This window comes from Burkholderia sp. THE68 (genome assembly GCF_009938265.1).
GTDB lineage: Bacteria > Pseudomonadota > Gammaproteobacteria > Burkholderiales > Burkholderiaceae > Caballeronia.
This window is the reverse complement of sequence record NZ_AP022319.1, coordinates 1155641-1175408: the sequence shown is the minus strand read 5'-3', so window position 1 is coordinate 1175408 and position 19768 is coordinate 1155641. Positions and strand designations below refer to the sequence as shown.

17 protein-coding genes are annotated in these 19768 nt (G+C 63.1%); 8 read left to right on the top strand and 9 right to left on the bottom strand.

Translation table 11 applies throughout. From position 1 onward, the window contains the following. Positions 1-130 precede the first annotated feature (130 nt). The 8 genes from BTHE68_RS33815 (at position 131) to BTHE68_RS33780 (ending at position 9987) form a co-directional block, all read left to right on the top strand. Positions 131-1447, top strand: a complete 1317-nt coding sequence (locus BTHE68_RS33815; protein ID WP_162070606.1) for an MFS transporter — start codon at positions 131-133, stop codon at positions 1445-1447. A 565-nt stretch (positions 1448-2012) separates the two neighbouring features. Further along, a complete protein-coding gene (locus BTHE68_RS33810) occupies positions 2013-2576 on the top strand; it encodes a (2Fe-2S)-binding protein (protein ID WP_162070605.1) in 564 nt (187 codons plus the stop codon). Between the two features lie 10 nt (positions 2577-2586). After that, on the top strand, positions 2587-3591 hold the full coding sequence (locus BTHE68_RS33805; protein ID WP_162070604.1) for an FAD binding domain-containing protein: 1005 nt from the start codon (positions 2587-2589) through the stop codon (positions 3589-3591). Positions 3592-3611: 20 nt separating this feature from the next. Then, positions 3612-5840 carry a xanthine dehydrogenase family protein molybdopterin-binding subunit gene (locus tag BTHE68_RS33800; RefSeq protein ID WP_162070603.1) on the top strand — a complete coding sequence of 743 codons (2229 nt, stop codon included), beginning with the start codon at positions 3612-3614 and terminating at the stop codon, positions 5838-5840. Between the two features lie 113 nt (positions 5841-5953). Beyond that, entirely contained in the window at positions 5954-6667 is a 714-nt protein-coding gene (locus BTHE68_RS33795; RefSeq protein ID WP_225936435.1) for a YecA/YgfB family protein, read from the top strand. Between the two features lie 326 nt (positions 6668-6993). Further along, positions 6994-7284 carry a nucleotidyltransferase family protein gene (locus BTHE68_RS33790; protein ID WP_162070601.1) on the top strand — a complete coding sequence of 97 codons (291 nt, stop codon included), beginning with the start codon at positions 6994-6996 and terminating at the stop codon, positions 7282-7284. Further along, positions 7281-7661: a HepT-like ribonuclease domain-containing protein gene (locus tag BTHE68_RS33785; protein ID WP_162070600.1), complete on the top strand. Its 381-nt coding sequence runs from the start codon at positions 7281-7283 to the stop codon at positions 7659-7661. Before BTHE68_RS33790 ends, BTHE68_RS33785 begins: the two co-directional genes overlap by 4 nt. Before the next feature lie 148 nt (positions 7662-7809). Next, positions 7810-9987, top strand: a complete 2178-nt coding sequence (locus tag BTHE68_RS33780; RefSeq protein WP_162070599.1) for a malate synthase G — start codon at positions 7810-7812, stop codon at positions 9985-9987. A gap of 54 nt (positions 9988-10041) precedes the next feature. On the opposite strand, the gene BTHE68_RS33775 is transcribed toward BTHE68_RS33780, so the two are convergent. The 9 genes from BTHE68_RS33775 to BTHE68_RS33735 form a co-directional block, all read right to left on the bottom strand. Then, positions 10042-10227 carry a 4-oxalocrotonate tautomerase gene (locus BTHE68_RS33775; RefSeq protein ID WP_008347661.1) on the bottom strand — a complete coding sequence of 62 codons (186 nt, stop codon included), beginning with the start codon at positions 10225-10227 and terminating at the stop codon, positions 10042-10044. Between the two features lie 35 nt (positions 10228-10262). Next, positions 10263-11039, bottom strand: a complete 777-nt coding sequence (locus BTHE68_RS33770; protein ID WP_162070598.1) for a class II aldolase/adducin family protein — start codon at positions 11037-11039, stop codon at positions 10263-10265. Then, on the bottom strand, positions 11017-11928 hold the full coding sequence (locus tag BTHE68_RS33765; RefSeq protein ID WP_162070597.1) for an urea transporter: 912 nt from the start codon (positions 11926-11928) through the stop codon (positions 11017-11019). The genes BTHE68_RS33770 and BTHE68_RS33765 overlap by 23 nt, the downstream gene beginning before the upstream one ends. Before the next feature lie 134 nt (positions 11929-12062). Next, the gene (locus BTHE68_RS33760; RefSeq protein WP_162070596.1) at positions 12063-12266 is read right to left on the bottom strand and encodes a hypothetical protein; all 204 of its coding nucleotides are present in this window, start codon (positions 12264-12266) and stop codon (positions 12063-12065) included. 116 nt (positions 12267-12382) lie between these two features. Beyond that, positions 12383-13522 (bottom strand): 4-hydroxybutyrate dehydrogenase, encoded by a 1140-nt coding sequence (gene gbd / locus BTHE68_RS33755; protein ID WP_162070595.1) that lies wholly within the window; start codon positions 13520-13522, stop codon positions 12383-12385. Between the two features lie 106 nt (positions 13523-13628). Beyond that, complete coding sequence (locus tag BTHE68_RS33750; RefSeq protein WP_162070971.1) at positions 13629-14555, bottom strand: GNAT family N-acetyltransferase; 927 nt, start codon at positions 14553-14555, stop codon at positions 13629-13631. Between the two features lie 691 nt (positions 14556-15246). Further along, the gene (locus BTHE68_RS33745) at positions 15247-16092 is read right to left on the bottom strand and encodes a formyl transferase (protein WP_162070594.1); all 846 of its coding nucleotides are present in this window, start codon (positions 16090-16092) and stop codon (positions 15247-15249) included. A 55-nt stretch (positions 16093-16147) separates the two neighbouring features. Further along, positions 16148-18349 carry a TonB-dependent siderophore receptor gene (locus BTHE68_RS33740; protein ID WP_162070593.1) on the bottom strand — a complete coding sequence of 734 codons (2202 nt, stop codon included), beginning with the start codon at positions 18347-18349 and terminating at the stop codon, positions 16148-16150. Positions 18350-18396: 47 nt separating this feature from the next. Next, complete coding sequence (locus tag BTHE68_RS33735; RefSeq protein ID WP_162070592.1) at positions 18397-19758, bottom strand: lysine N(6)-hydroxylase/L-ornithine N(5)-oxygenase family protein; 1362 nt, start codon at positions 19756-19758, stop codon at positions 18397-18399. Positions 19759-19768 lie beyond the last annotated feature (10 nt).

Genomic DNA, 19768 nt, shown 5'->3' with positions numbered 1-19768 from the left:
TATTTTCTTATTTCAACTCGGCGTAATGTTTGCGTGTTGCAGCGGCTCGCGCGCTCAGCCCGGCGAGCCGACAAAAAATAGCGGATGTCGTCGCACCTGATCAATCGCCCCACGCCACGGAGTGCATTCGATGAGCACCGTACTACCCGCAGCCCACGCGGCCGAACAGAATGCCGCGATCAACATGTCTGGCCGACGAGCCATCGTCGTATCGACCATCGGCAACGCGCTCGAATGGTTCGACTTCATGGTCTACGGCTTCTTCGCCGTCATCATCGCCAAGCTGTACTTCCCCGCAACGAATCCCACCATCTCACTGCTCGCGACCTGGGCCACCTTCGGCGTCGGCTTTCTGACGCGCCCGCTCGGCGGCATCGTGCTCGGCGCGGTTGCGGATCGCGTCGGCCGCAAGTCGGCGCTCACGCTGACCATCTCGCTGATGGCGGTCGGCATCGCGATCATCGCGTTCGCGCCGACCTATGCCGCGATCGGCGTCGCCGCGCCGTTGCTGATGCTGCTCGGGCGTCTGATCCAGGGCTTCTCGGCGGGCGGCGAAGTAGGCTGCGCGACGGCGTTTCTCGTCGAATACGCGCCCGCCAACAAGCGCGGCTACTTCGGCAGCTTCCAGATGGTCGCGCAGGCCGCGGCGAGTCTCGCGGGTTCGTTCTTCGGCGCGGTGCTCACGCGCACGCTGAGCCCCGAGCATCTGAATAGCTGGGGCTGGCGCATTCCGTTCGTGATCGGTCTGCTGATCGTGCCGGTCGGCCTGTATCTGCGCTCGAAGCTCGACGAATCGCCCGTGTTCGTCGACAAGGCGCAGAAGAACGAACTGACCACGCGCCCGATCCGCGACACCGCCACGAAGCACTGGATGCCCGTGCTCGCGGGCTTCGGCCTGACGGTGTTCGGCACCATCGGCACGTACATCTTCCTGCTGTATCTGCCGACGCACGCAACGCGCGTGCTGCACATGGCGCTCACCGACGGCCTCATCAGCTCGACGATCGGCGCGCTCGTGTATCTGGTGTGCTGCCCGATCTTCGGCCGCCTGTCGGACCGCATCGGCCGCAAGAAGCTGATGGGGACCGCGCTCGCGCTGTCGCTGGTCACGGCGTATCCGATCTTCGCGGTGCTCACCGCGCATCCCAGTCTGCCGATGCTGATCGTCTGTCAGGCGCTGCTGATGACATATCTCGGCATCTTTCAGGGCTGCTACCCCGCGTTCATCTCCGAACTGCTGCCTTCGAGCGTGCGCTCGACGGGCATCTCGGTGAGCTACAACGTCGCGGTGATGATCTTCGGCGGCTTTGCGCCGGCCATCGTGCAATGGCTCACGATGACCACGGGCGATCCGCTCTCGATCTGCTATTACGTGATCTTCGGCAGCGCGGTCGCGCTTCTGACGCTCCTCCCGCTGCGCGACCGTTATAGCGAAGCGCTGCGGTAAGAGTGCTGCATCGGATCCGGAAAGGAAGGAGAATGGGCCGGCCCGCACGGAACGCATGGACAGTCGGCGCGCTTAAGTCTGATTTAAGAAAGCGCGCCTAGTCTGAAGGCTGACCGATCCACCCCTCCTTCCGGCCGCGCAAGCGGCCATTTTTTTGGAACGACACGATGCAGATGATCCTGCGCCTGATCCTGATCCTCGTGGCCCTCGTCGCCTTCACGACGGTCGGCGTGTTCCTGCTTTCCTTGTTCGCGCGCGCCGTGCTCACGCACTGAAGCACCCCGACGCCCCGGCGGGCATGCTTCGTGCGCCCGCTGCATCGCCGCCGCCCGCGCCAGCTTTCGATCGAGAAAGTTTCGCGACGCGTGCCTATACTGGCTGAGTGTCGTCTTTCGCCGCTTCGCCGGCGCCCGAAGGTCCTGCGCGCGCCCGCGCAGACCCTTTCCCGCCGCCCTTCCCCGCGCCATCGGCGCCCGACACTTCGCCGCATCTTCGCCTCTCTCACGTTCTGCCGCTTTGCCGCATCAGTGCAGCAGCGTGCTGCACTATTCAAGGAGATTGCTCGATGCCACAACGTCACATCCCCCAATCGAAAACCACGCACGCCGATACCCCCAACAAGACGCTTGCACCGACGCTCGCGCAGGCTGACGCGACCGTCACCTTCACGATGACCGTCAATGGCCGCAGCGAGACGCTTTCGCTCGATCCGCGCACGACGCTATTAGATGCATTGCGCGAGCATCTTCATCTCACCGGCACGAAGAAAGGCTGCGATCACGGCCAGTGCGGCGCATGCACCGTTCATGTGAACGGCCGCCGCGTGAACTCGTGTCTCTGTTTCGCGGCCGCCTGCGACGGCGACACCATCGCGACGATAGAAAGCATCGGCGAAGTCGAAGCGATGCATCCGCTGCAGGCCGCGTTCGTCGAATGCGACGGCTATCAGTGCGGCTACTGCACGGCCGGCCAGTTGATGTCGGCGGTGGCGCTGCTCGATGAACCCATCGGACCGAGCGACGACGACGTGCGCGAAGCGATGAGCGGCAACCTGTGCCGTTGCGGCGCTTATCAGAACATCGTCGCGGCGATCCAGTCGGTGCGCGCGACCAAGCCAACGGCAAAATAAGGAGCGCGACATGGACATGTTTCAGCTCTCCCGCGCGCGCGACATGCGCGACGCGATCACTGCCGGCGCGCTCGCGCACACCGCGCAGCAAGGCGCGGAAGTGCGCTTTCTCGCGGGTGGCACGACACTGCTCGATCTGATGAAGCTCAACGTCGAGCGGCCGATGCGCGTGGTCGACATCAGCCGTCTGCCGCTCGACAAGATCGAGGCCACGAACGATGGCGGCGTGCGGATCGGCGCGACCTCGCGCAACTCGGACCTCGCGCATCATCCGCTGATCCGCGATCGTTATGCGGTGTTGTCGCAGGCGGTGCTTGCGGGCGCGTCCGTGCAGTTGCGCAACATGGCGACGACCGGCGGCAATATCCTGCAACGCACCCGTTGCGTGTATTTCCGCGATACGACATCGCCGTGCAACAAGCGCGAGCCGGGCAGCGGCTGCTCGGCGATTCAGGGCTTCAATCGCATGATGGCGATTCTCGGCACGAGCGAATCGTGCATCGCGAGCAACCCGTCGGACATGTGCGTCGCGCTGCAGGCGCTCGAAGCGACGGTTCACATCGAAGGCACGGGCGGCAAGCGCGCGGTTCCGATCGACGAATTCTTCCTGCTGCCGGGCACGACGCCCGATCGCGAGAACGTGCTCGATGCGGGCGATCTCGTCACGCACGTGACCCTGCCGCCGATGGTCGAAGGCGCGCGCTCGTTCTATCTGAAGCTGCGCGATCGCGCGTCGTATGAGTTCGCGCTGGCGTCGGCGGGCGTCGTGATCGGCGTGGAGGATGGGCGCATCGCGCACGCGCGCGTGGGTCTGGGCGGCGTCGGCACGAAGCCGTGGCGATCGCGCGAGGCGGAACAGGAACTGCTGAACGCAGCGCCCGATGACGCCACGTTCAAGCGCGCCGCCGATGCCGCGCTCGCCGATGCGAAGCCGCAAAGCGAGAACGGCTTCAAGGTCGAGCTGTCCACGCGCTGCATCGTGCATGCGCTGAAGATGGCCACATCCGCATCCTGAACCCGACCGAGGAACCGAACATGTCCACCGCGCCCGACATCACGCAGTCCTTCATTGGACGGCCCCAGTCGCGCATCGACGGACCGCTGAAGGTCTGCGGCCGCGCGACTTATACCACCGACGTCGACCTGCCCGGCATGCTGTACGCCGTGCCTGTCGGCGCCACCATTGCGAGCGGCAGGATCACGTCGCTCGAATTCGCCGCGGCAGAAGCGATGCGCGGCGTGAAGCTGATTCTTCATCGCGGCAATATCGGCCGCTTCTATCGCATCTCCGGCAACTCGATCGACACCGGTTTCGTCGACGAGAACCGCCCGCCCTTCGACGACGACGTCATTCGCTATTACGGGCAGTACGTCGCGCTCGTCGTGGCGGATACGTTCGAAGCGGCGAGCGCCGCGGCGGCCGCGGTCAAGGTCGGTTACGACAGGACACCGCACGACGTGAGCGCGACGCTCGACGCCGGCAAAAAGCTCGACGTGCACAGCGAACGCGGCGACCCCGACAAGGCCTTCGACGACGCGCCCGTGAAGATCGACGAGAATTACGTGACGCCGGTCGAAACGCATAACCCGATCGAGCTGCACGCGACCATCGCGCACTGGAACGGCGAAAGTTATACGTTCTACGAAACGAGTCAGGCTGTGGCCAATCATCAGGGCACGCTGATGCAGATGATGGGCCTGCCCAAGGAGAAAGTGCGCGTGATCTCGCGCTATCTCGGTTCGGGCTTCGGCGGCAAGCTCTGGATGTGGCCGCATTCGCTGCTCGCCGCGGCTGCGACGCGGCAACTCGAGCGGCCCGTGAAGCTCGTGCTCTCGCGCAAGATGATGTTCCAGAACGTCGGGCACAGGCCGACCACGCAGCAGCGCGTGCGGCTCGCCGCGACGCAGGACGGCAAGCTCGTGTCGTTGCAGCATGACTTCGTGAATCACGAGGCCATCGACGACGATTACACGGAAGACTGCGGCGAAGCCACGCCGTCGATGTACAGCACGCCCAATCTTCGCGTGACGGGCGGCACGGTGAAGCGCAATGTCGGCTCACCCACGTCGATGCGCGGACCTGGCGCGGTGCCCGGCCTGTTCGCGCTCGAATCGGCGATGGACGAGCTGGCTATCGCGTTGAAGATGGACCCGGTCGAACTGCGCCTGCGCAACGAGCCGAAAGTCGATGAAAGCAGCGGCTTGCCGTTTTCCTCGCGGCATTTCGTCGAGTGCCTGAAGACCGGCGCGGAGAAATTCGGCTGGTCGAAGCGCACGCCCGAAATCGGCTCGATGAAGCGCGATGGCCTCGTACTCGGCTGGGGCGTCGGCGCGTGCAGCTGGCCAGGCTTGCGCTTCTCGGCGGACGCCACCGTCGATCTGCGCGCGGACGGCACCGCGCGTGTCGCGTGCGGCACGCAGGATATCGGCACGGGCACGTACACGATCCTCGCCCAGATCGTCGCGGAGCATACGGGTATTCCGCTCGACAGGATCGAAGTCGGCCTGGGCGATACATCGTTGCCGCTCGGGCCAGTGTCGGGTGGATCGGCGGCGACGGCATCGGTGATTCCGGCGGTATCGGATGCGGTGCGCGAGGCCATCAAGACGCTGCTCGCGCGCGCCGCCAAGACGGAGGGACTGCCTTTCGCGGGCGCGAGGGCAGAGGAACTCGCGCTGAGCGGCGGCCATGTGCATCGCAAGAACGAGCGGCCCGAGAGCGGCGTGCCGTTCGCGCGCATCCTCGAGGCCGCGAAGCTGCATGCGGCATCGGGCAGCGGCAGCGCGAAAGGCGGCTTCGACGATCCGCTGAAGAAGAAGTGGTCGATCCATTCGTTCGGCGCGCACTTCGCCGAAGTGACGTGGGAACCCGCGACCGCGCGCCTGCGCGTGAGCCGCGTCGTGACCGTGATCGATGCGGGCAAGATCCTCAATCCGCGGGCTGGCCGCAATCAGATCGAAGGCGCGGTGGTGATGGGCGTCGGCATGGCGCTGTTCGAGCATACGGTCTACGACGAACGCAGCGGCGCGCCCGTCAATAGCAGTCTGGCGGACTATGTCGTCGCGACCAATGCCGATACGCCGAAGATGGACGTCACGTTCCTCGACTACCCCGATACGGTCTTCAACGAACTCGGCGCGCGCGGGATCGCGGAGATCGGGCTGGCGGGAATCGCGGCGGCGATCACCGGCGCGGTGTATCACGCGACGGGGGTGCGGGTGCGCAAACTGCCGGTGATGATCGAGGATTTGCTGAAGGCGTAGTCGCAGGGTCGGGCCCGGTCTTTCGTGTCTTCGTCACAGGCGCGCAAGCCGGGCTCGATGCTATGGATTCGTATAATGCAGTGGAGCGCATTTTCCCCGACAGAGAGAACTACTTGAAAGCCCTGCCTACAGAACCGCTGACCGAGCGCGAACTCGATCGGCTGGACGACTTTCTCGACTCGATTGGCGATGAGGCGATGACCCTCGAAATGCTCGACGGCTTTTTCGCTGCGCTGATTTGCAGCCCTCAATTGATCATGCCGAGCGAATGGCTGCCTGCGGTACTGGGAAATAACGCCCCCTTCACGACCACCAAGGAAGGCGAACAGGTCCTCGGTCTGCTGATCCGTCACTGGAACACGATCGCGGACGACCTCCGGCAAACCCTGCACGACGAAGAAGCAGTTTATTTCCCGGTGCTGTCACTGGACGCAAGCGGCGCGGCCCTTGCCAACGAATGGGCCTTTGGCTTCATGAGCGGTGTAGAGATGCGGCACGGAAGCTGGCACGAGCTGTTCGACGACGACGACTATGCCGGTGCGTTGGTTCCTATACTGATGCTTTGCCATGAGCATGACCCGGACCCCGAGTCACGCACCAACCCCGCCGGGCTCGAAGACCGGGAAAACGTGATACAGATGATGATCGCGGGCCTACCCCACATCTACCGCTTTTTCGAACCCCATCGCCGAGCGCGAGCGACTGAAGACGCGCCACAATCCGCGCGACTGAAGGTAGATAAGATCGGCCGGAATGAGCCGTGCCCCTGCGGCAGCGAACGCAAGTACAAACACTGCTGCGGGGCGAACGCGTCGACGCTGCATTGAGCGACGGGTCAGTGGATCGACTTCGTGTCAGTCAAAAGCGAATCGTCGCTGGGTGGCTTGTGCGGCAATTGGAGCTCTAGCGCCATTCCTGGCAGGTATTCCGAATTGTTTTAATCGAACCGGCTGCCTCGATGAAGCCTGTTCCATAGCGACGAGGGTCGGCAGATTGTAAGCAGTTGGAATTTCGCTGCTTGGGGACGGCATGGACGCGCGTCTTCGAGGCCTGGGCGGAGCCGCTATACTAGACTGCACGTATAATTTTCTTCTGAGTTGACGGTCACCGGATAACCGTCGACTCGGCAAGCGGATCAATCATTCAAAGAATCATGAAACCGTCGATCGCACTGGAAGCCCATCGCGACGAGATTCGTCGCATCATCGAAGCGCACCACGCGGCGAATGTGCGTGTTTTCGGTTCCGTCGCCCGCGGAGAAGATACTGAAGACAGTGATCTGGATTTGCTCATCGATCCAACACCGGAAACGACGCTTTTTGATCTCGGCGCCATTCGGCACAAGCTGCGAACCCTGCTTGGAGTTCCGGTTGATGTGCTCACTTCGGGCGCGATTCCCGATCGCAGGCGAGACGCGATTCTTGGAGGCGCCGTTCCGGTATGAGTCGCGACGCACTGGTTCTTGCCGACTACCTCGGACACATCTGTACAGCGATTGAACGCATTGAGCGTTATACAGCGGGGTTTGATCGATCGGCCTTTCTGAACAACGAACTGGTCCAGGACGTTGTCATCCGCAACTTCGAAATCGTGGGGGAAGCCAGTAGAAATATTGGCAGGCATTATCCCGAGTTCGCGGCAGCGCATTCAGACGTCGACTTCTCTTCCGCTTATGAAATGCGCAACGTTCTCGCGCACGGCTACCACCAGGTGGAGCCAGAAATCGTTTGGAAAACGATCGTTGATATTCTTCCCGCCTTCGGCCAACAAATCCAAACGTTGATCGCAACGCTGAACGACGAAACCTCCTCGCCCCTTTGACCGGCATCACCCTCCGCACGCTGCCGTCTCCCGCTTCAGGCACGCCCCTTGCACCCCGCCCACGCTTCGATCCTCCCCCAAGACGCGCTACCATAGGGCCCAGCCCACCCCAAAACCCTGTGCAGCAGCAAATTCAGCCGGAGTGCCCATGAACGACATGATCAAACAACACGGCCTGCAGGTCGACGCGAGTCTCGCGAAGTTCGTCGATGAAGAAGCCATCCCCGGCACGGGCATCGACAGTGCGTCCTTCTGGAAGGGATTCGATGCCATCGTGCATGATCTCGCCCCGAAAAACCGCGCGTTGCTCGCCGAGCGCGACCGCCTCCAGACCGAACTCGACAACTGGCATCGCAGCAATCCCGGCCCGGTGCGCGATCTGCGCGGCTATCGCAAGTTTCTCGAGGAGATCGGCTATATCGTGCCCGCGCCCGCGCACGTGCAGGCGAGCACCGCCAATGTCGATCGCGAAATCGCCGAGCAGGCCGGCCCGCAGCTCGTCGTGCCGCTCTCGAATCTGCGCTATGCGCTCAACGCCGCCAACGCGCGCTGGGGCAGCCTCTACGACGCGCTCTACGGCACCGACGCCATCGACGAAACGGACGGCGCCGAGCGCACCGCGCAGTTCAACCCCAAGCGCGGCGCGAAGGTGATCGCGTACGCGCGTGCTTTCCTCGACGACCACGCGCCGCTCGCGCACGGCTCGCACGCCGACGCGACGAAGTACAGCATCGAGCAAGGCCAGCTCACGGTCACGCTGAAGAACGGCAGCAAGAGCGGCCTCGAGAACGGCGAACAGTTCGCGGGCTATCAGGGCGACGCGAAAGAACCGTCCGCCGTGCTGCTCAAGCACAACGACCTGCACTTCGAGATCCAGTTCGACGCGAATCATTCCATCGGCAAGACCGATGCCGCGCACGTGAAGGACGTGCTGATGGAAGCGGCGGTGAGCACGATCATCGACTGCGAGGATTCGGTCGCGGCCGTCGATGCCGCCGACAAGACGCAGCTCTATCGCAACTGGCTCGGCCTGATGCAAGGCCATCTCGCGGAACAGGTCACGAAAAACGGCAAGACCTTCACGCGCGCCATGAACCCGGATCGCGAATATACCGCGCCCGACGGCTCGACCATCAAGCTGCACGGACGTTCGCTCCTGTTCATCCGCAACGTCGGCCATCTGATGACGAACCCCGCCGTGCTCGACCGCGACGGCAAGGAGATTCCGGAAGGCATCCTCGACGCGGTGATGACCACGCTCGGCTCGATGCACGATCTCAAGAACAGGATGAACTCGCGCACGGGTTCCATCTACATCGTAAAGCCGAAGATGCACGGCCCCGCCGAAGTGGCGTTCGCGGACGAACTGTTCTCACGCGTCGAAGACCTGCTCGGCCTGCCGCGTCACACCATCAAGATGGGCATCATGGACGAGGAACGCCGCACGAGCGTCAACCTCAAGGCCTGCATCGCGGCGGCGGGCGCGCGCGTCGCGTTCATCAACACGGGCTTCCTGGACCGCACCGGCGACGAGATGCATTCGTCCATGGAAGCCGGCCCGATGATGCGCAAGGGCGACATGAAGTCGTCGAAGTGGATCAGTTCGTATGAGCGCAACAACGTTCTGGTCGGGCTGAACACGGGCTTGCGCGGGCGCGCGCAGATCGGCAAGGGCATGTGGGCGATGCCCGACCTGATGCACGCCATGCTGGAGCAGAAGATCGCGCATCCGAAGGCCGGCGCGAACACCGCATGGGTGCCCTCGCCCACGGCGGCCACGCTGCACGCGCTGCACTATCACATGGTCGACGTGCAGCAGGTTCAGCAGGAACTCGAAAGCATCGACTACGACGGCCAGAAGAACGAGTTGCTCGATGGCCTGCTGACGATTCCCGTCGTCGATAAGCCGGCGTGGTCGGAAGAGGACATCAAGAACGAGATCGAGAACAATGCGCAGGGCATTCTCGGCTATGTCGTGCGCTGGGTCGATGCGGGCGTCGGCTGTTCGAAGGTGCCGGACATTCACGATGTCGGCCTGATGGAAGACCGCGCCACGCTGCGCATTTCGAGCCAGCACATCGCGAACTGGATGCGTCACGGCATCGTCACGGAAGAGCAGGTGCGTGAGACGCTCGAACGCATGGCCGCGGTCGTCGACAAACAGAACGAAGCCGATCCGACCTATCGCCCGATGGCGCCCGCGTTCGACAGCTCGTTCGCCTTCAAGGCCGCGTGCGCGCTCGTGTTCGAAGGACGCACGCAGCCTAGCGGTTATACGGAACCGTTGCTGCACAAGTTCCGTCTCGCCGTGAAGGCTTCGGCGTAACGTTAGGCGCGCAAATCGCGCACATACGGCATCGCGCCGTATGTGCGCGCAACTTCACTGCTCCGACCAGAGCTTGCCCGCGGTCGCCCAGTTCTCGCGCTTCACGTCGGTCAGAATGATGTCCACCGAGCCCGGCTCGCAGCCGAGCGTCTCGCACGTCGTGCGCGTGATCGCCTCGACGAACTTGCGCTTCTCTTCCACCGTGCGGCCTTCGAACAGTTGAATGTTGAATGTCGGCATTCCGTTTGATCTCCCTGTTAGTCTGACAGTCTGAATCAGTCGCGATACGACGCATCGATGCGCTCGAGCTTGCGCAATAGCGCAGGCCATTCGAGCGCGCCTTCGATGGCGTCGTCGTCATGCAGTTGCGCCGCGGTGCGCGCGACGACTTCCGGCGTCGGCACGATCATCTTGCCCACGCCCGCGAGCGCGCGAAGCTGAATATCGCATGCCTTGACGAGCATATCCATCAGCACATAAGCCTCGGCGATGGTGCGCCCGAGCGTGAGCGGCCCGTGATTGCGCAGGAGCATCGCGCGATGCGCGCCGAGACTGGCGACGAGCCGCTCGCCTTCGGCCGGCGAAAACGCCAGGCCTTCATAGTCGTGATACGCGAGATGGCCGTGAAAGCGCATCGCGTGCTGCGAGGCGGGCAGCAGTCCGGGCGGCTGCGTCGAAACGGCGATCGCCTCGCGCACATGCAGATGCATCACGCAAACGGCATCCTGGCGCGCGGCGTGCACCGCGCCGTGCAGCGCGAAGCCCGTCGCGTTCACCGGATGCGCGCTCTCGCCGATCACGTTGCCGTCGATATCGATCTTGACGAGATTGGACGCCGTGACTTCGTCGAACGAAAGCCCGAACGGATTGATGAGAAAGCGGCCCGGCTCATCCGGCACGCTCGCGGAAATATGCGTGTAGACGACATCGTCCCAGCCGTTGAGCGCGACGAGCCGGTAGGCGGCGGCGAGATCCACGCGCGTGGCGGTTTCGGCCGCCGAGCGCGGCCCGCTTTCCGCGATCCTGCGCTCAGGCGTGTGGGTGAACGACATGTGAATCTCCTTCTTTCGATGTGCCTGACAGACGCGAGCGCAGCGCGATCACCGCCCACGACGCCAGCACGAACGGCGCGGTCAGCGCGGCGATGCCGAGGCAGTCGATGACGCGCTCGATCAGCACGGCCGCCACGATCGCGACGAGCGCGTAGCGCCTGCCGAGCGGCGCGGACGCGAGCGCCGCAAGCGCCGCGTTGAAACCGCACGCGCCGGACAGCACGACGGCATCGCTCGCGCCGCCGAGCCCGTGCAGCATCGCGCCGAGCGCGCTGCCCGCGAGCGCCCAGCCCGCCTGCGACGGCCGCGACGCGAACAATCCCGCCGCGATCAGACCGCCCGCGAGCGCGCCGGTCGCGAAGGTGATCGGCGCGAGACCCGCGAACGCGGCCTGCAGCATCGGGATGACGCCGGCGGCGACTTGCGGAATCGCGCCCGTATCGCCGCGCTCGGCAAAAAGCGGCAGCCAGCACCAGGTCACGATGATGGCCGGACTGGAAAAGATCGGCAACCGGTGGCGGGAGAGAACGTGCGAGAGCTTGTTGGCGAGGAAGGTGGCGAGCATCGCCGCGACGATCGCGACAGCCGCGGCCTGCGACACATCGCCGATGAAGGTGAACGCAGCGAGCGCCGCGAGTGCGCCGTTGAAGCCGTAGAGATCGTCGCGAAACGCGGGCGCGTCGCTGTCTTCGATGATCACGCTGATGACATTGCCCGTCAGCGTGCCGATCAAAAGCCCGCACGCGAGGCGCGGGCTCGCGCACAGGACGGCGAGAAACAGCAGCGCGCCGGTCGCGGCGTTGCGCTGAAGCACGATCTGCCCGATCGCGCGGGCGAAACTGCGGAGCTGGTCGCCGAAAGCGGCGTCGGAATGAAGAACGGTGGACATGCTGGGCGGCGACGGCAGGGGAAGCCGCCAGCATAAAGCAGCCGGCGCGCGTCGTGCGACGGCGCGCCGAATAACCTGTATGTGGCTTGAAGCAGAGGGCGCGACGAGCGTCGCGCCGGAAGGGGAATCGAAGCTTAATTGAACGCCATCGGAACCAGGGGCGTTTCGCCGACACCCGGGTTCGCCATCGACAGATCCGCACTCATCTTGACGATTTCCGTGACGTTTTCGCGGAAGTTCGGGTGCTTTTCCCAGGTGATGTAGCTCGCGTCCATGACGGCGGACAACGTGAGCAAGGCAAAGGCGGCTTTTTCGAGCACTTCGTAACGGCGGCGCATGATCTGTTCCTCAATCTTTGCGACATTGTAACAGACTTAAGGGTTTTCCCGTAAGGGTTCTGTTGCAATGCCGCAAATCGGCCGCCGCTCCTGTCCCTGCGTTCCGCCCCTCTTTGTCACATCGATGCGTCGAGCATGGCCTCGTAATCCGCGCTCGACGCCTCGCGCGGATTCGTCTTGTGACTGTGATCCTTCAGCGCGCCCGCGATGATGCGCGGATACAGTTCACGCGTCACGCCGAGTTCCGCGAGTCCGCGCGGCAGGCCGAGCGCGGCCGTCATCGCGCGCACCGCTTCGCCGACTTCGCCGCCGGCTTTCAGGCCCATCGCCTGCGCGATGCGGTCGAGCTTGCCCTCTTCCTGCATCGACGGCGCACTGCTGTTGAAGGCGATGACCGTTGGCAGGAAGATCGCGTTGAGCGTGCCGTGATGCAGCCTCGGATTGATGCCGCCGAGCGAGTGACTCAGGCTGTGCACGCAGCCGAGGCCTTTCTGGAACGCGAGCGCGCCCTGCATCGAAGCGCTCATCATGTTCCAGCGCGCGACGCGGTCCGCGCCGTCGCGCGTCGCACGCTCGATGTGACGCCACGCGCGCCACAGTCCGTCGAGCGCGATGCCGTCGGCGGGCGCATTGAACACGGGCGCCATGAACGTTTCGAGGCAATGCGCGATGGCGTCCATACCGGTCGCGGCGGTGAGCATCGGCGGCAGGCCGAGCGTCAGTTCCGGATCGCAGATGGCGACTTTCGGCACGACATGCGGCGAGATCACGCCGACCTTGCGGCCATCGTCGAGGATCAGGATCGCGCCGCGCCCGACTTCGCTGCCCGTGCCCGCGGTCGTCGGAATGGCGATGACCGGCGCGGTCTTCGCGGTGATGCGCGCGAGACCGCCTTCGATGACGGCGAAGCTTTGCAGCGGACCATCGTGCGTCGCGCAGACCGCCACGCCCTTCGCGAGATCGATCGACGAGCCGCCGCCGGCCGCGATCACGCCATCGCATGCGTTCTCCTTGTACATCGCGACGGCTTCGCGCACCGCGGCTTCGTTCGGGTTGGGCGGCGTGCCGTCGAACACCGGCACCGGCGATGAAGCACCGAGCACGTCGAGCACCCTGTCGAGCAGGCCTGCCGCGCGGATGCCGGCATCGGTCACGATCAGCGGACGGCGAATGCCGATGCGTTCGCATTCGCTTGCAAGCAGGCGCACCGCGCCGAAATCGAATTGAATCTGCGTGATGTAATTGATGAGGGGCATGGGGGTCTGACTGAAGGTTATGGTCGGTGCCGCCCTGGGCGGCGCGGTGCCCGACAGTATAAGAGCCTTCAATCATTCCGACGCGATGCGTCGCGTCGTCCAGGCCTCAGAAGCGAAAGTCGTTGAAGAACTTATCGCGTTCGATCACGACGAGCGCGGCGCGTTTGTGCGGGAAGTCGAATTCCTTCAGCGTATGAAACCCCATGCGATGCATGTACGCGATATGCCGCACATGATCGACGCGTGGTTCGCCGACGAGCCGTTCGGTGCGCGGATCATCGATGAACATGTAATGGAGCACGCCGCTCCACCATGCCTTGAGCTTGCCCGCGCTTTGAAATTGCGCATCGCCGATCAGGAGGTGCAGGCCGCGGTCGAAATCGCCTGCATCGTAGAACGGGCCGAGGCGGTCTTCCTTCGCCCAGTAGAACTCGAAATAACCGAATGGCTTGTCGTCGAAGTAGCCGATCATCGGGTGCATGTGCGGGTCTTCGCGACGTTCCTTCAGATACGCGGCGTGTTCGGCGCGCGTGCCGCGTTGATCCCAGAAGTAGGCGACTCGGTCGAGATTCATCCATTCGCTGAAGACTTCCGAGTCCGCGTCGGGGTCGGCGGTGCGGAGGCTGAAGGTCATGTCGAGTTGCGGGAAGTGGCGCTCGTAGATGGTGCCTTCGGCGTTGGTTGGTCTCATCGGATGCGTGACGTCGCCGGTTTGCGTGTAGCTGAGCAAGGTCTCGCTCGATGCGGGCGATTTGAGCCACGGGCGTGGGAGTTGCCAGAATGTTTGTCGCGATGTCGTCAGGAATACGCGATCGTCGCGGGTTTCTGCCTTGTCGATCAGGTTCTCGTTTCGCGCTTGTGCTATGAAAGCTTCTGCGTTTTGCGCGGGAGGAAGTGCGATCGTTGCCGTGCGGCGCTCGGGTTCGTTGGTGTAGATGTCGCATAGCGCCTCTAGCAACGCGTCGGTGCGGCATGTCGTCAATGTGCGATCGGTTGCGGTCGCGGCTACTTCTGGGTCGAAACGTATGTTCATCGTGGATGTCTCCGGCAAGGTTGCGGTTTTGCGTTGATGTTGGTCGGCTGCGGCTTCGGCTTCTATGGAATCCTGATTTCGTGTCGGTCTATTGGCACTACCCCTCCCCGGGGCGGGGGTCACTTTCTTTGCTGCTGCAAAGAAAGTAACCAAAGAAAGCAGCTTTCCCCATCCAAAGTACTTCACGCCGGCCCCGGCACAGGCGATCCGTCCTGGCACAGCAGTAGCGAGTGCCCTCATAGGCCATCCCGGGCTTGGACCGCGCACGGTCTGTCACATCGCTCTACAGCGCAGACTGGTTCAGCACCAAATAGCTACGGCCCGCTTCGCGGCCGATGGGTACATCGGGTCTGCGAGTACTTCTACGTTGCCCTTTTTTCCGTCGGTTTCCCTTGCGTACCCAACGGCAGCGCGTAGCGCTGTGTCGGAACTCTTTCGTGCTGAACCAGCGCGCTAAAACGAATGGCTTGTCAGACCGTGCGCGGTCCAAGCCCGATGAGGCCTATGAGGGCACTCGCTACAGACGCCACGATCGACGAGAAGAACACTCAAATTGCGTGTGACCGCGGGCGGCTCGAGCTGCTTTCTTTGGTTACTTTCTTTGCAGCAGCAAAGAAAGTAACTGCCGCCCCGCACAGGGGCAACACTAATAAACCGACGCGAAAACGGGATCCAGCGAAAAAAATCCGCCCTAAACAACGTCCCTAGCAAGAACTTCAGCCATAGCCAAAAGCCCCCCTTCAAGCGCAGGAAACAAACTCCGCTGAAAGTTATTCCAGCGCAATTCAAGAATGTTATCGACGGGATCGATACTCGTGCCGAGCACATCAAAAATCACTTCACCCGAATCAATCCCGTTATCGACGTAATGAAACGAAGCACCAGTCCTGTCGATCACGGGAGCGGGCTCCACACGCATCGTGCTCCAATCCACCACGCGCTCCCCCCGCGCGCCATAGAGCGCATCGAGCGTCGCATAAGCCCCGCGCCGCTCAAACGGCGACCCGAGCCGCGTAACGCCCGGATGAATATTCGCAATGCGCCGACAAAACTCCGCCCCCGGCCGAACCAGTTCATCGAGAATCACAAGCAACCCATCAAGCACGACGAAATCCGCATCGAGCGAATGCAGCTTATCGAGCAGACGCTTCTCGAACGCACTCTTCTGCGCCGCGCGCTCAACAACCGCATCCATCGGCAAACGCCGATAAGCCGACGGAATCGCATACAGCAGACTCGTCACCGGCACGCCCTGCACGGCGAGTTCCGGCGGATGAATCCACTGCCCACCGGGCGCGTAACGAAAGCCATATCCCGCGAGCTTCTCGCGATCGCGCGGCGAGCCTTCGTCATCGTCATAGATCACGCCTTCGAGCGAATACAGATCGCCCAACGGCGAAGCGTTGAGCTGCTCGACGAGATATTCCAGCGGCGACTTCATGTAGCGCGTGCCGCCCTTGTACTCGACGTGCTGTCCCGCGCGATCCGCAGCCGCGTTGCGCAAGGACATGATGTAGACCAGTTTTATCTTCGACATTGAATCCTGCTGGAAAAAATGGCGGCACCGATCACGCCGGCGCCGCCAGCGATCATCACCAGTTATAACGGGCGCTCGCGATCACCGTGCGCGGATTGCCATAGAAACAGGCCGAATCCGACTGGCAACCGCTCACGAACGTGCGATTGAAAATGTTCGACGCGTTCACCGCGAAACGCCAATGCTGCGTGTCGTAATGAACGGCGGCGTCGTACACCGTGTAGCTCGGGATATAGAGCGAGTTGTCCGCCGCGCCCGCGAGTCCGCTTTGATAGCGAATGCCCGCGCCGAAGCCAAGGCCATCGAGCGGTCCCGAATGCCACGTCCAGTCAGCCCACAACGACGCCATCTGACGCGGCAGCGGAATTGACACTGGCCACTTGCCGAGCGTCACATCGTTCGCGCTGATGTTCTTCACATCCTGATAGACGTAAGCCGCGATCACCGACAGATTGCGCGTCACGTTGCCCACCGCGGAAAGCTCGATGCCGCGCGAACGCACTTCGCCCGTCTGCACGGAGAACGTGCCGGTCGGATCGTTCGGATCGGGCGTCAGGACGTTCTTCTGATTGATCTGATACACCGCAGCGCCGAGCATCAGGTTCTTGCCCGGCGGCTGCCAGCGCAGACCCGCTTCGATCTGCTTGCCCTTGGTCGGCGCGGCCAGCCCGCCATCGGCCATCTTCACGCCGATGACCGGATTGAACGAAGTCGAATAGCTGATGTACGGCGACAAGCCGTAATCGCCGAGATACGTCAGGCCGACACGTCCCGTGAACGCGCTGTCGTCCTGCTTCAGTTGCGTTCCGCCGACGATGTCGTCCTGCTTCGTGTTGCTCCAGTCCTCGCGCGCGCCCACGGTCAGCATCCAGCGGTTCCACTTGACCTGATCCTGCGCATAGAGGCCGAACGAATCGAGCGTCGTGCGCGTGTTGGTCTGGCCAAATGAATCAGGGCCGCTGAAGATCGCAGTCGATACCGGCGTATAGACCGGGTTGTACATGTTCAGGCTCGGCGCCTGCGCGAGCCATTCGCTATCGGTCGAGTTCTGACGGTTGTACTCGAAGCCGAGCAGCACGGTATGTTCGAGCGGTCCCGTGCCGAAGCGCGCCTGTGCCTGATTGTCGATATCGAAACGGCTGTAGTTCGGTTGAAAGAGGCCCGCGTAACGCGCGAGCGTCTGTTCAGTCGGATCGCTCGGATCGAGACCGCCGCCCCACACTGCGCCGTTGTCGAGCGACAGATGCATCCAGCGGGTGTTCTGCCGGAACGTCCAGATGTCGTTGAACTTGTGCTCGAACTGGTAGCCGATCGACCATTCCTTCTTGCGATAGTACGAATAGGTCGGATCTCCCGTGTACAAATCAGGCGAAATCTTTCCGTTCGGATTCGGCAGCACCGTGCCCTGCGCGGGCAGGAAATTGTTCGATGCATCGCCCCAATCCTGCAGATAGCTCGCCGCGATCGTCAACGACGTATTCGCGCTCGGCTGCCAGCGCACCGATGGCGCAATCGCGAAACGCTGCTCCGCATGCGGACCGGTCATCGAATTGCCGTCGCGTCCCACGGCGAGCACGCGATACGACAGCGTGCCGTCCTTGTCGATCTTGTCGCCGATATCGAACATCACCTGCTTGCGCGCGTAGTTGCCGATCTGCACGCCCGCTTCGCGATAGCGCCCGCCATCGGCGAGCTTGCTCTGCACATCGACGATCGCGCCCGGATCGCCCTGACCGTACAGCACCGAGGTGGGGCCGCGCAGGATCGTGATGCTGTCGATCATGTACGGATCGACGCGCCAGCTCGACAAGTTCAGCGTATTGGGCACCTGCAGTCCATCGACGAACACCGTCGGCGTGAAGCCGCGCAATGCCGAGTACCAATCCGAACGAACATCCGAGCCATACGACGAAAATCCCGGCACGTAGCGCAAGGCTTCGTTGATGGTCGTCGCGCCGGTTTCCTCGATCTGCGTCGACGTGACGACATTGATCGTCTGCGGAATCTCGTCGATGGGCGTATCGGTCTTCGTGCCGGTGCGGCTCTTGCGCGCGACGAGGCCGACCGTGCCGTCGCTGTCCGCCGATGCGTTCACGCGCACCGCTGGCAGCGTGCTCGTCTGCTGCGCGACGTCCTGCGCCTGCTCTTGCTGTTGTTGCTGCTCCTGTGCGTGAGCGTGATTCATCGCCGCCACGCCAAACGCCGCGCTTGCCGCCACGGCGATCGCGTTCCGGCGCGTCCCCCTTGCCAACATCATTCTTCTTTTCTCCATCGCAATGCGGCTTCCTGTTCGCCGCTACTTTGTCAAAGAGCCACGGCCACGCGGCCGCCGCTCACCCCGGTTTGCTTCGTAGCCGCCGCTTGCGTCGCGGCGTTGTCCTGTCCGGCATCCGCGAGCGACGCGGCAATCTCGTCCGAACGCACCGCGAGCACGGAAAGCAGCGTGTCGGAGAGGCCATGACTCTCCTCGCAGCACCCTTGCAGATAGATTCGCGGCTTGAAATTCGCAGGCGTGACGAGCCGGTAATCGCGGCCCACGCTGCCTTGCGCGAGCGCGTCGTCGAGATGCGGCGCGAGGCCGTCGAGCAGCGCGAGATGCGTGTCGCGCCGATATCCTGTGGCGAGCACGAGTGCATCGAAGCGCTCCGCGTGCGCGTGGCCGGTGAGCATGTCGCGCATCGTCAACTCGATCTCGCCGTTCGCGCGCCGCGCGGTGTTCTCGATGCCCGTGTTCGCCAGCAGACGATGGCGCGTGTCATCGGAAACCTTTTGCAGATAGAGCATTTCGTAGATCTGCTCGATCAACGGACGATCGACGACCGCGTAGTTGGTATCGCGGAAACGCTCGATCAACGAGCGACGTCCGTCTTCCGACTGCGAATACACGACATCCGTGAACTCGGGGCTGAAAATCTCGTTGACGAAGGGCGTGTCGTCGGCGGGCTTGAGCGCGCTCGCGCGAATCACGAGCGTTGCGTCGACGTGCGGGAACCGGCGCGTGAGATCGGTGAACACTTCGGCCGCGCTCTGTCCCGCGCCGATCACCGCGATGCGCTTTTTGCCGTTGCGATCGTCGCCCGCAACGCGCTCGATCGAGCTGAGATACGCCGATGAATGAATCACGTTGTGCGGCCCGAGCGATGCGAACGGCTCCGGCACGCGCGCCGTGCCGCCGACGCCGACCGACAGCGCGCCCGTCACGCGACGCCATTCGCGGCCGTCCTGATCCTGCGACACGACGCGCAGTGCGCTCACGTCGCCATTCGCCTCGAACACCGGCTCGATGGCCGTGACGCTCTGTCCGTAGTGCACGCGATCATCGAATGCCTGCGCGACCCAGCTCAGATAATCGTGAAACTCCACGCGCGTCGGATAGAAGTTCTTCAGGTTCACGAATTCGTTCAGGCGGCCGCGCTCGAACAGATAGTTGATGAACGTGAAGCGGCTCGTCGGATCGCGTTGCGTGACGAGGTCCTTCAGGAAGGAAATCTGCATGCGGCAATCGTCGAGCAACATGTCGCGATGCCAGCCGAACTCCGGCTGCCGCTCGATGTAGCAATGCTTGCGGTTTAACGCGCCGCTCTCTTCCGCGAGCCGCACGGCCAGCGACAGATTGGACGGCCCAAAGCCGACGCCGATCAGATCGAATACGGTTTCTTTCTTCATGTCCCTGTGT

Excerpts from the sequence above, each read along its gene's own strand:
- BTHE68_RS33815 (WP_162070606.1), top strand. The coding sequence starts at position 131 with ATGAGCACCGTACTACCCGCAGCCCACGCGGCCGAACAGAATGCCGCG.
- BTHE68_RS33810 (WP_162070605.1), top strand. The coding sequence starts at position 2,013 with ATGCCACAACGTCACATCCCCCAATCGAAAACCACGCACGCCGATACC.
- BTHE68_RS33805 (WP_162070604.1), top strand. The coding sequence starts at position 2,587 with ATGGACATGTTTCAGCTCTCCCGCGCGCGCGACATGCGCGACGCGATC.
- BTHE68_RS33800 (WP_162070603.1), top strand. The coding sequence starts at position 3,612 with ATGTCCACCGCGCCCGACATCACGCAGTCCTTCATTGGACGGCCCCAG.
- BTHE68_RS33790 (WP_162070601.1), top strand. The coding sequence starts at position 6,994 with ATGAAACCGTCGATCGCACTGGAAGCCCATCGCGACGAGATTCGTCGC.
- BTHE68_RS33785 (WP_162070600.1), top strand. The coding sequence starts at position 7,281 with ATGAGTCGCGACGCACTGGTTCTTGCCGACTACCTCGGACACATCTGT.
- BTHE68_RS33780 (WP_162070599.1), top strand. The coding sequence starts at position 7,810 with ATGAACGACATGATCAAACAACACGGCCTGCAGGTCGACGCGAGTCTC.
- BTHE68_RS33775 (WP_008347661.1), bottom strand. The coding sequence starts at position 10,227 with ATGCCGACATTCAACATTCAACTGTTCGAAGGCCGCACGGTGGAAGAG.
- BTHE68_RS33770 (WP_162070598.1), bottom strand. The coding sequence starts at position 11,039 with ATGTCGTTCACCCACACGCCTGAGCGCAGGATCGCGGAAAGCGGGCCG.
- BTHE68_RS33765 (WP_162070597.1), bottom strand. The coding sequence starts at position 11,928 with ATGTCCACCGTTCTTCATTCCGACGCCGCTTTCGGCGACCAGCTCCGC.
- BTHE68_RS33760 (WP_162070596.1), bottom strand. The coding sequence starts at position 12,266 with ATGCGCCGCCGTTACGAAGTGCTCGAAAAAGCCGCCTTTGCCTTGCTC.
- gbd (WP_162070595.1), bottom strand. The coding sequence starts at position 13,522 with ATGCCCCTCATCAATTACATCACGCAGATTCAATTCGATTTCGGCGCG.
- BTHE68_RS33750 (WP_162070971.1), bottom strand. The coding sequence starts at position 14,555 with ATGAACATACGTTTCGACCCAGAAGTAGCCGCGACCGCAACCGATCGC.
- BTHE68_RS33745 (WP_162070594.1), bottom strand. The coding sequence starts at position 16,092 with ATGTCGAAGATAAAACTGGTCTACATCATGTCCTTGCGCAACGCGGCT.
- BTHE68_RS33740 (WP_162070593.1), bottom strand. The coding sequence starts at position 18,349 with ATGATGTTGGCAAGGGGGACGCGCCGGAACGCGATCGCCGTGGCGGCA.
- BTHE68_RS33735 (WP_162070592.1), bottom strand. The coding sequence starts at position 19,758 with ATGAAGAAAGAAACCGTATTCGATCTGATCGGCGTCGGCTTTGGGCCG.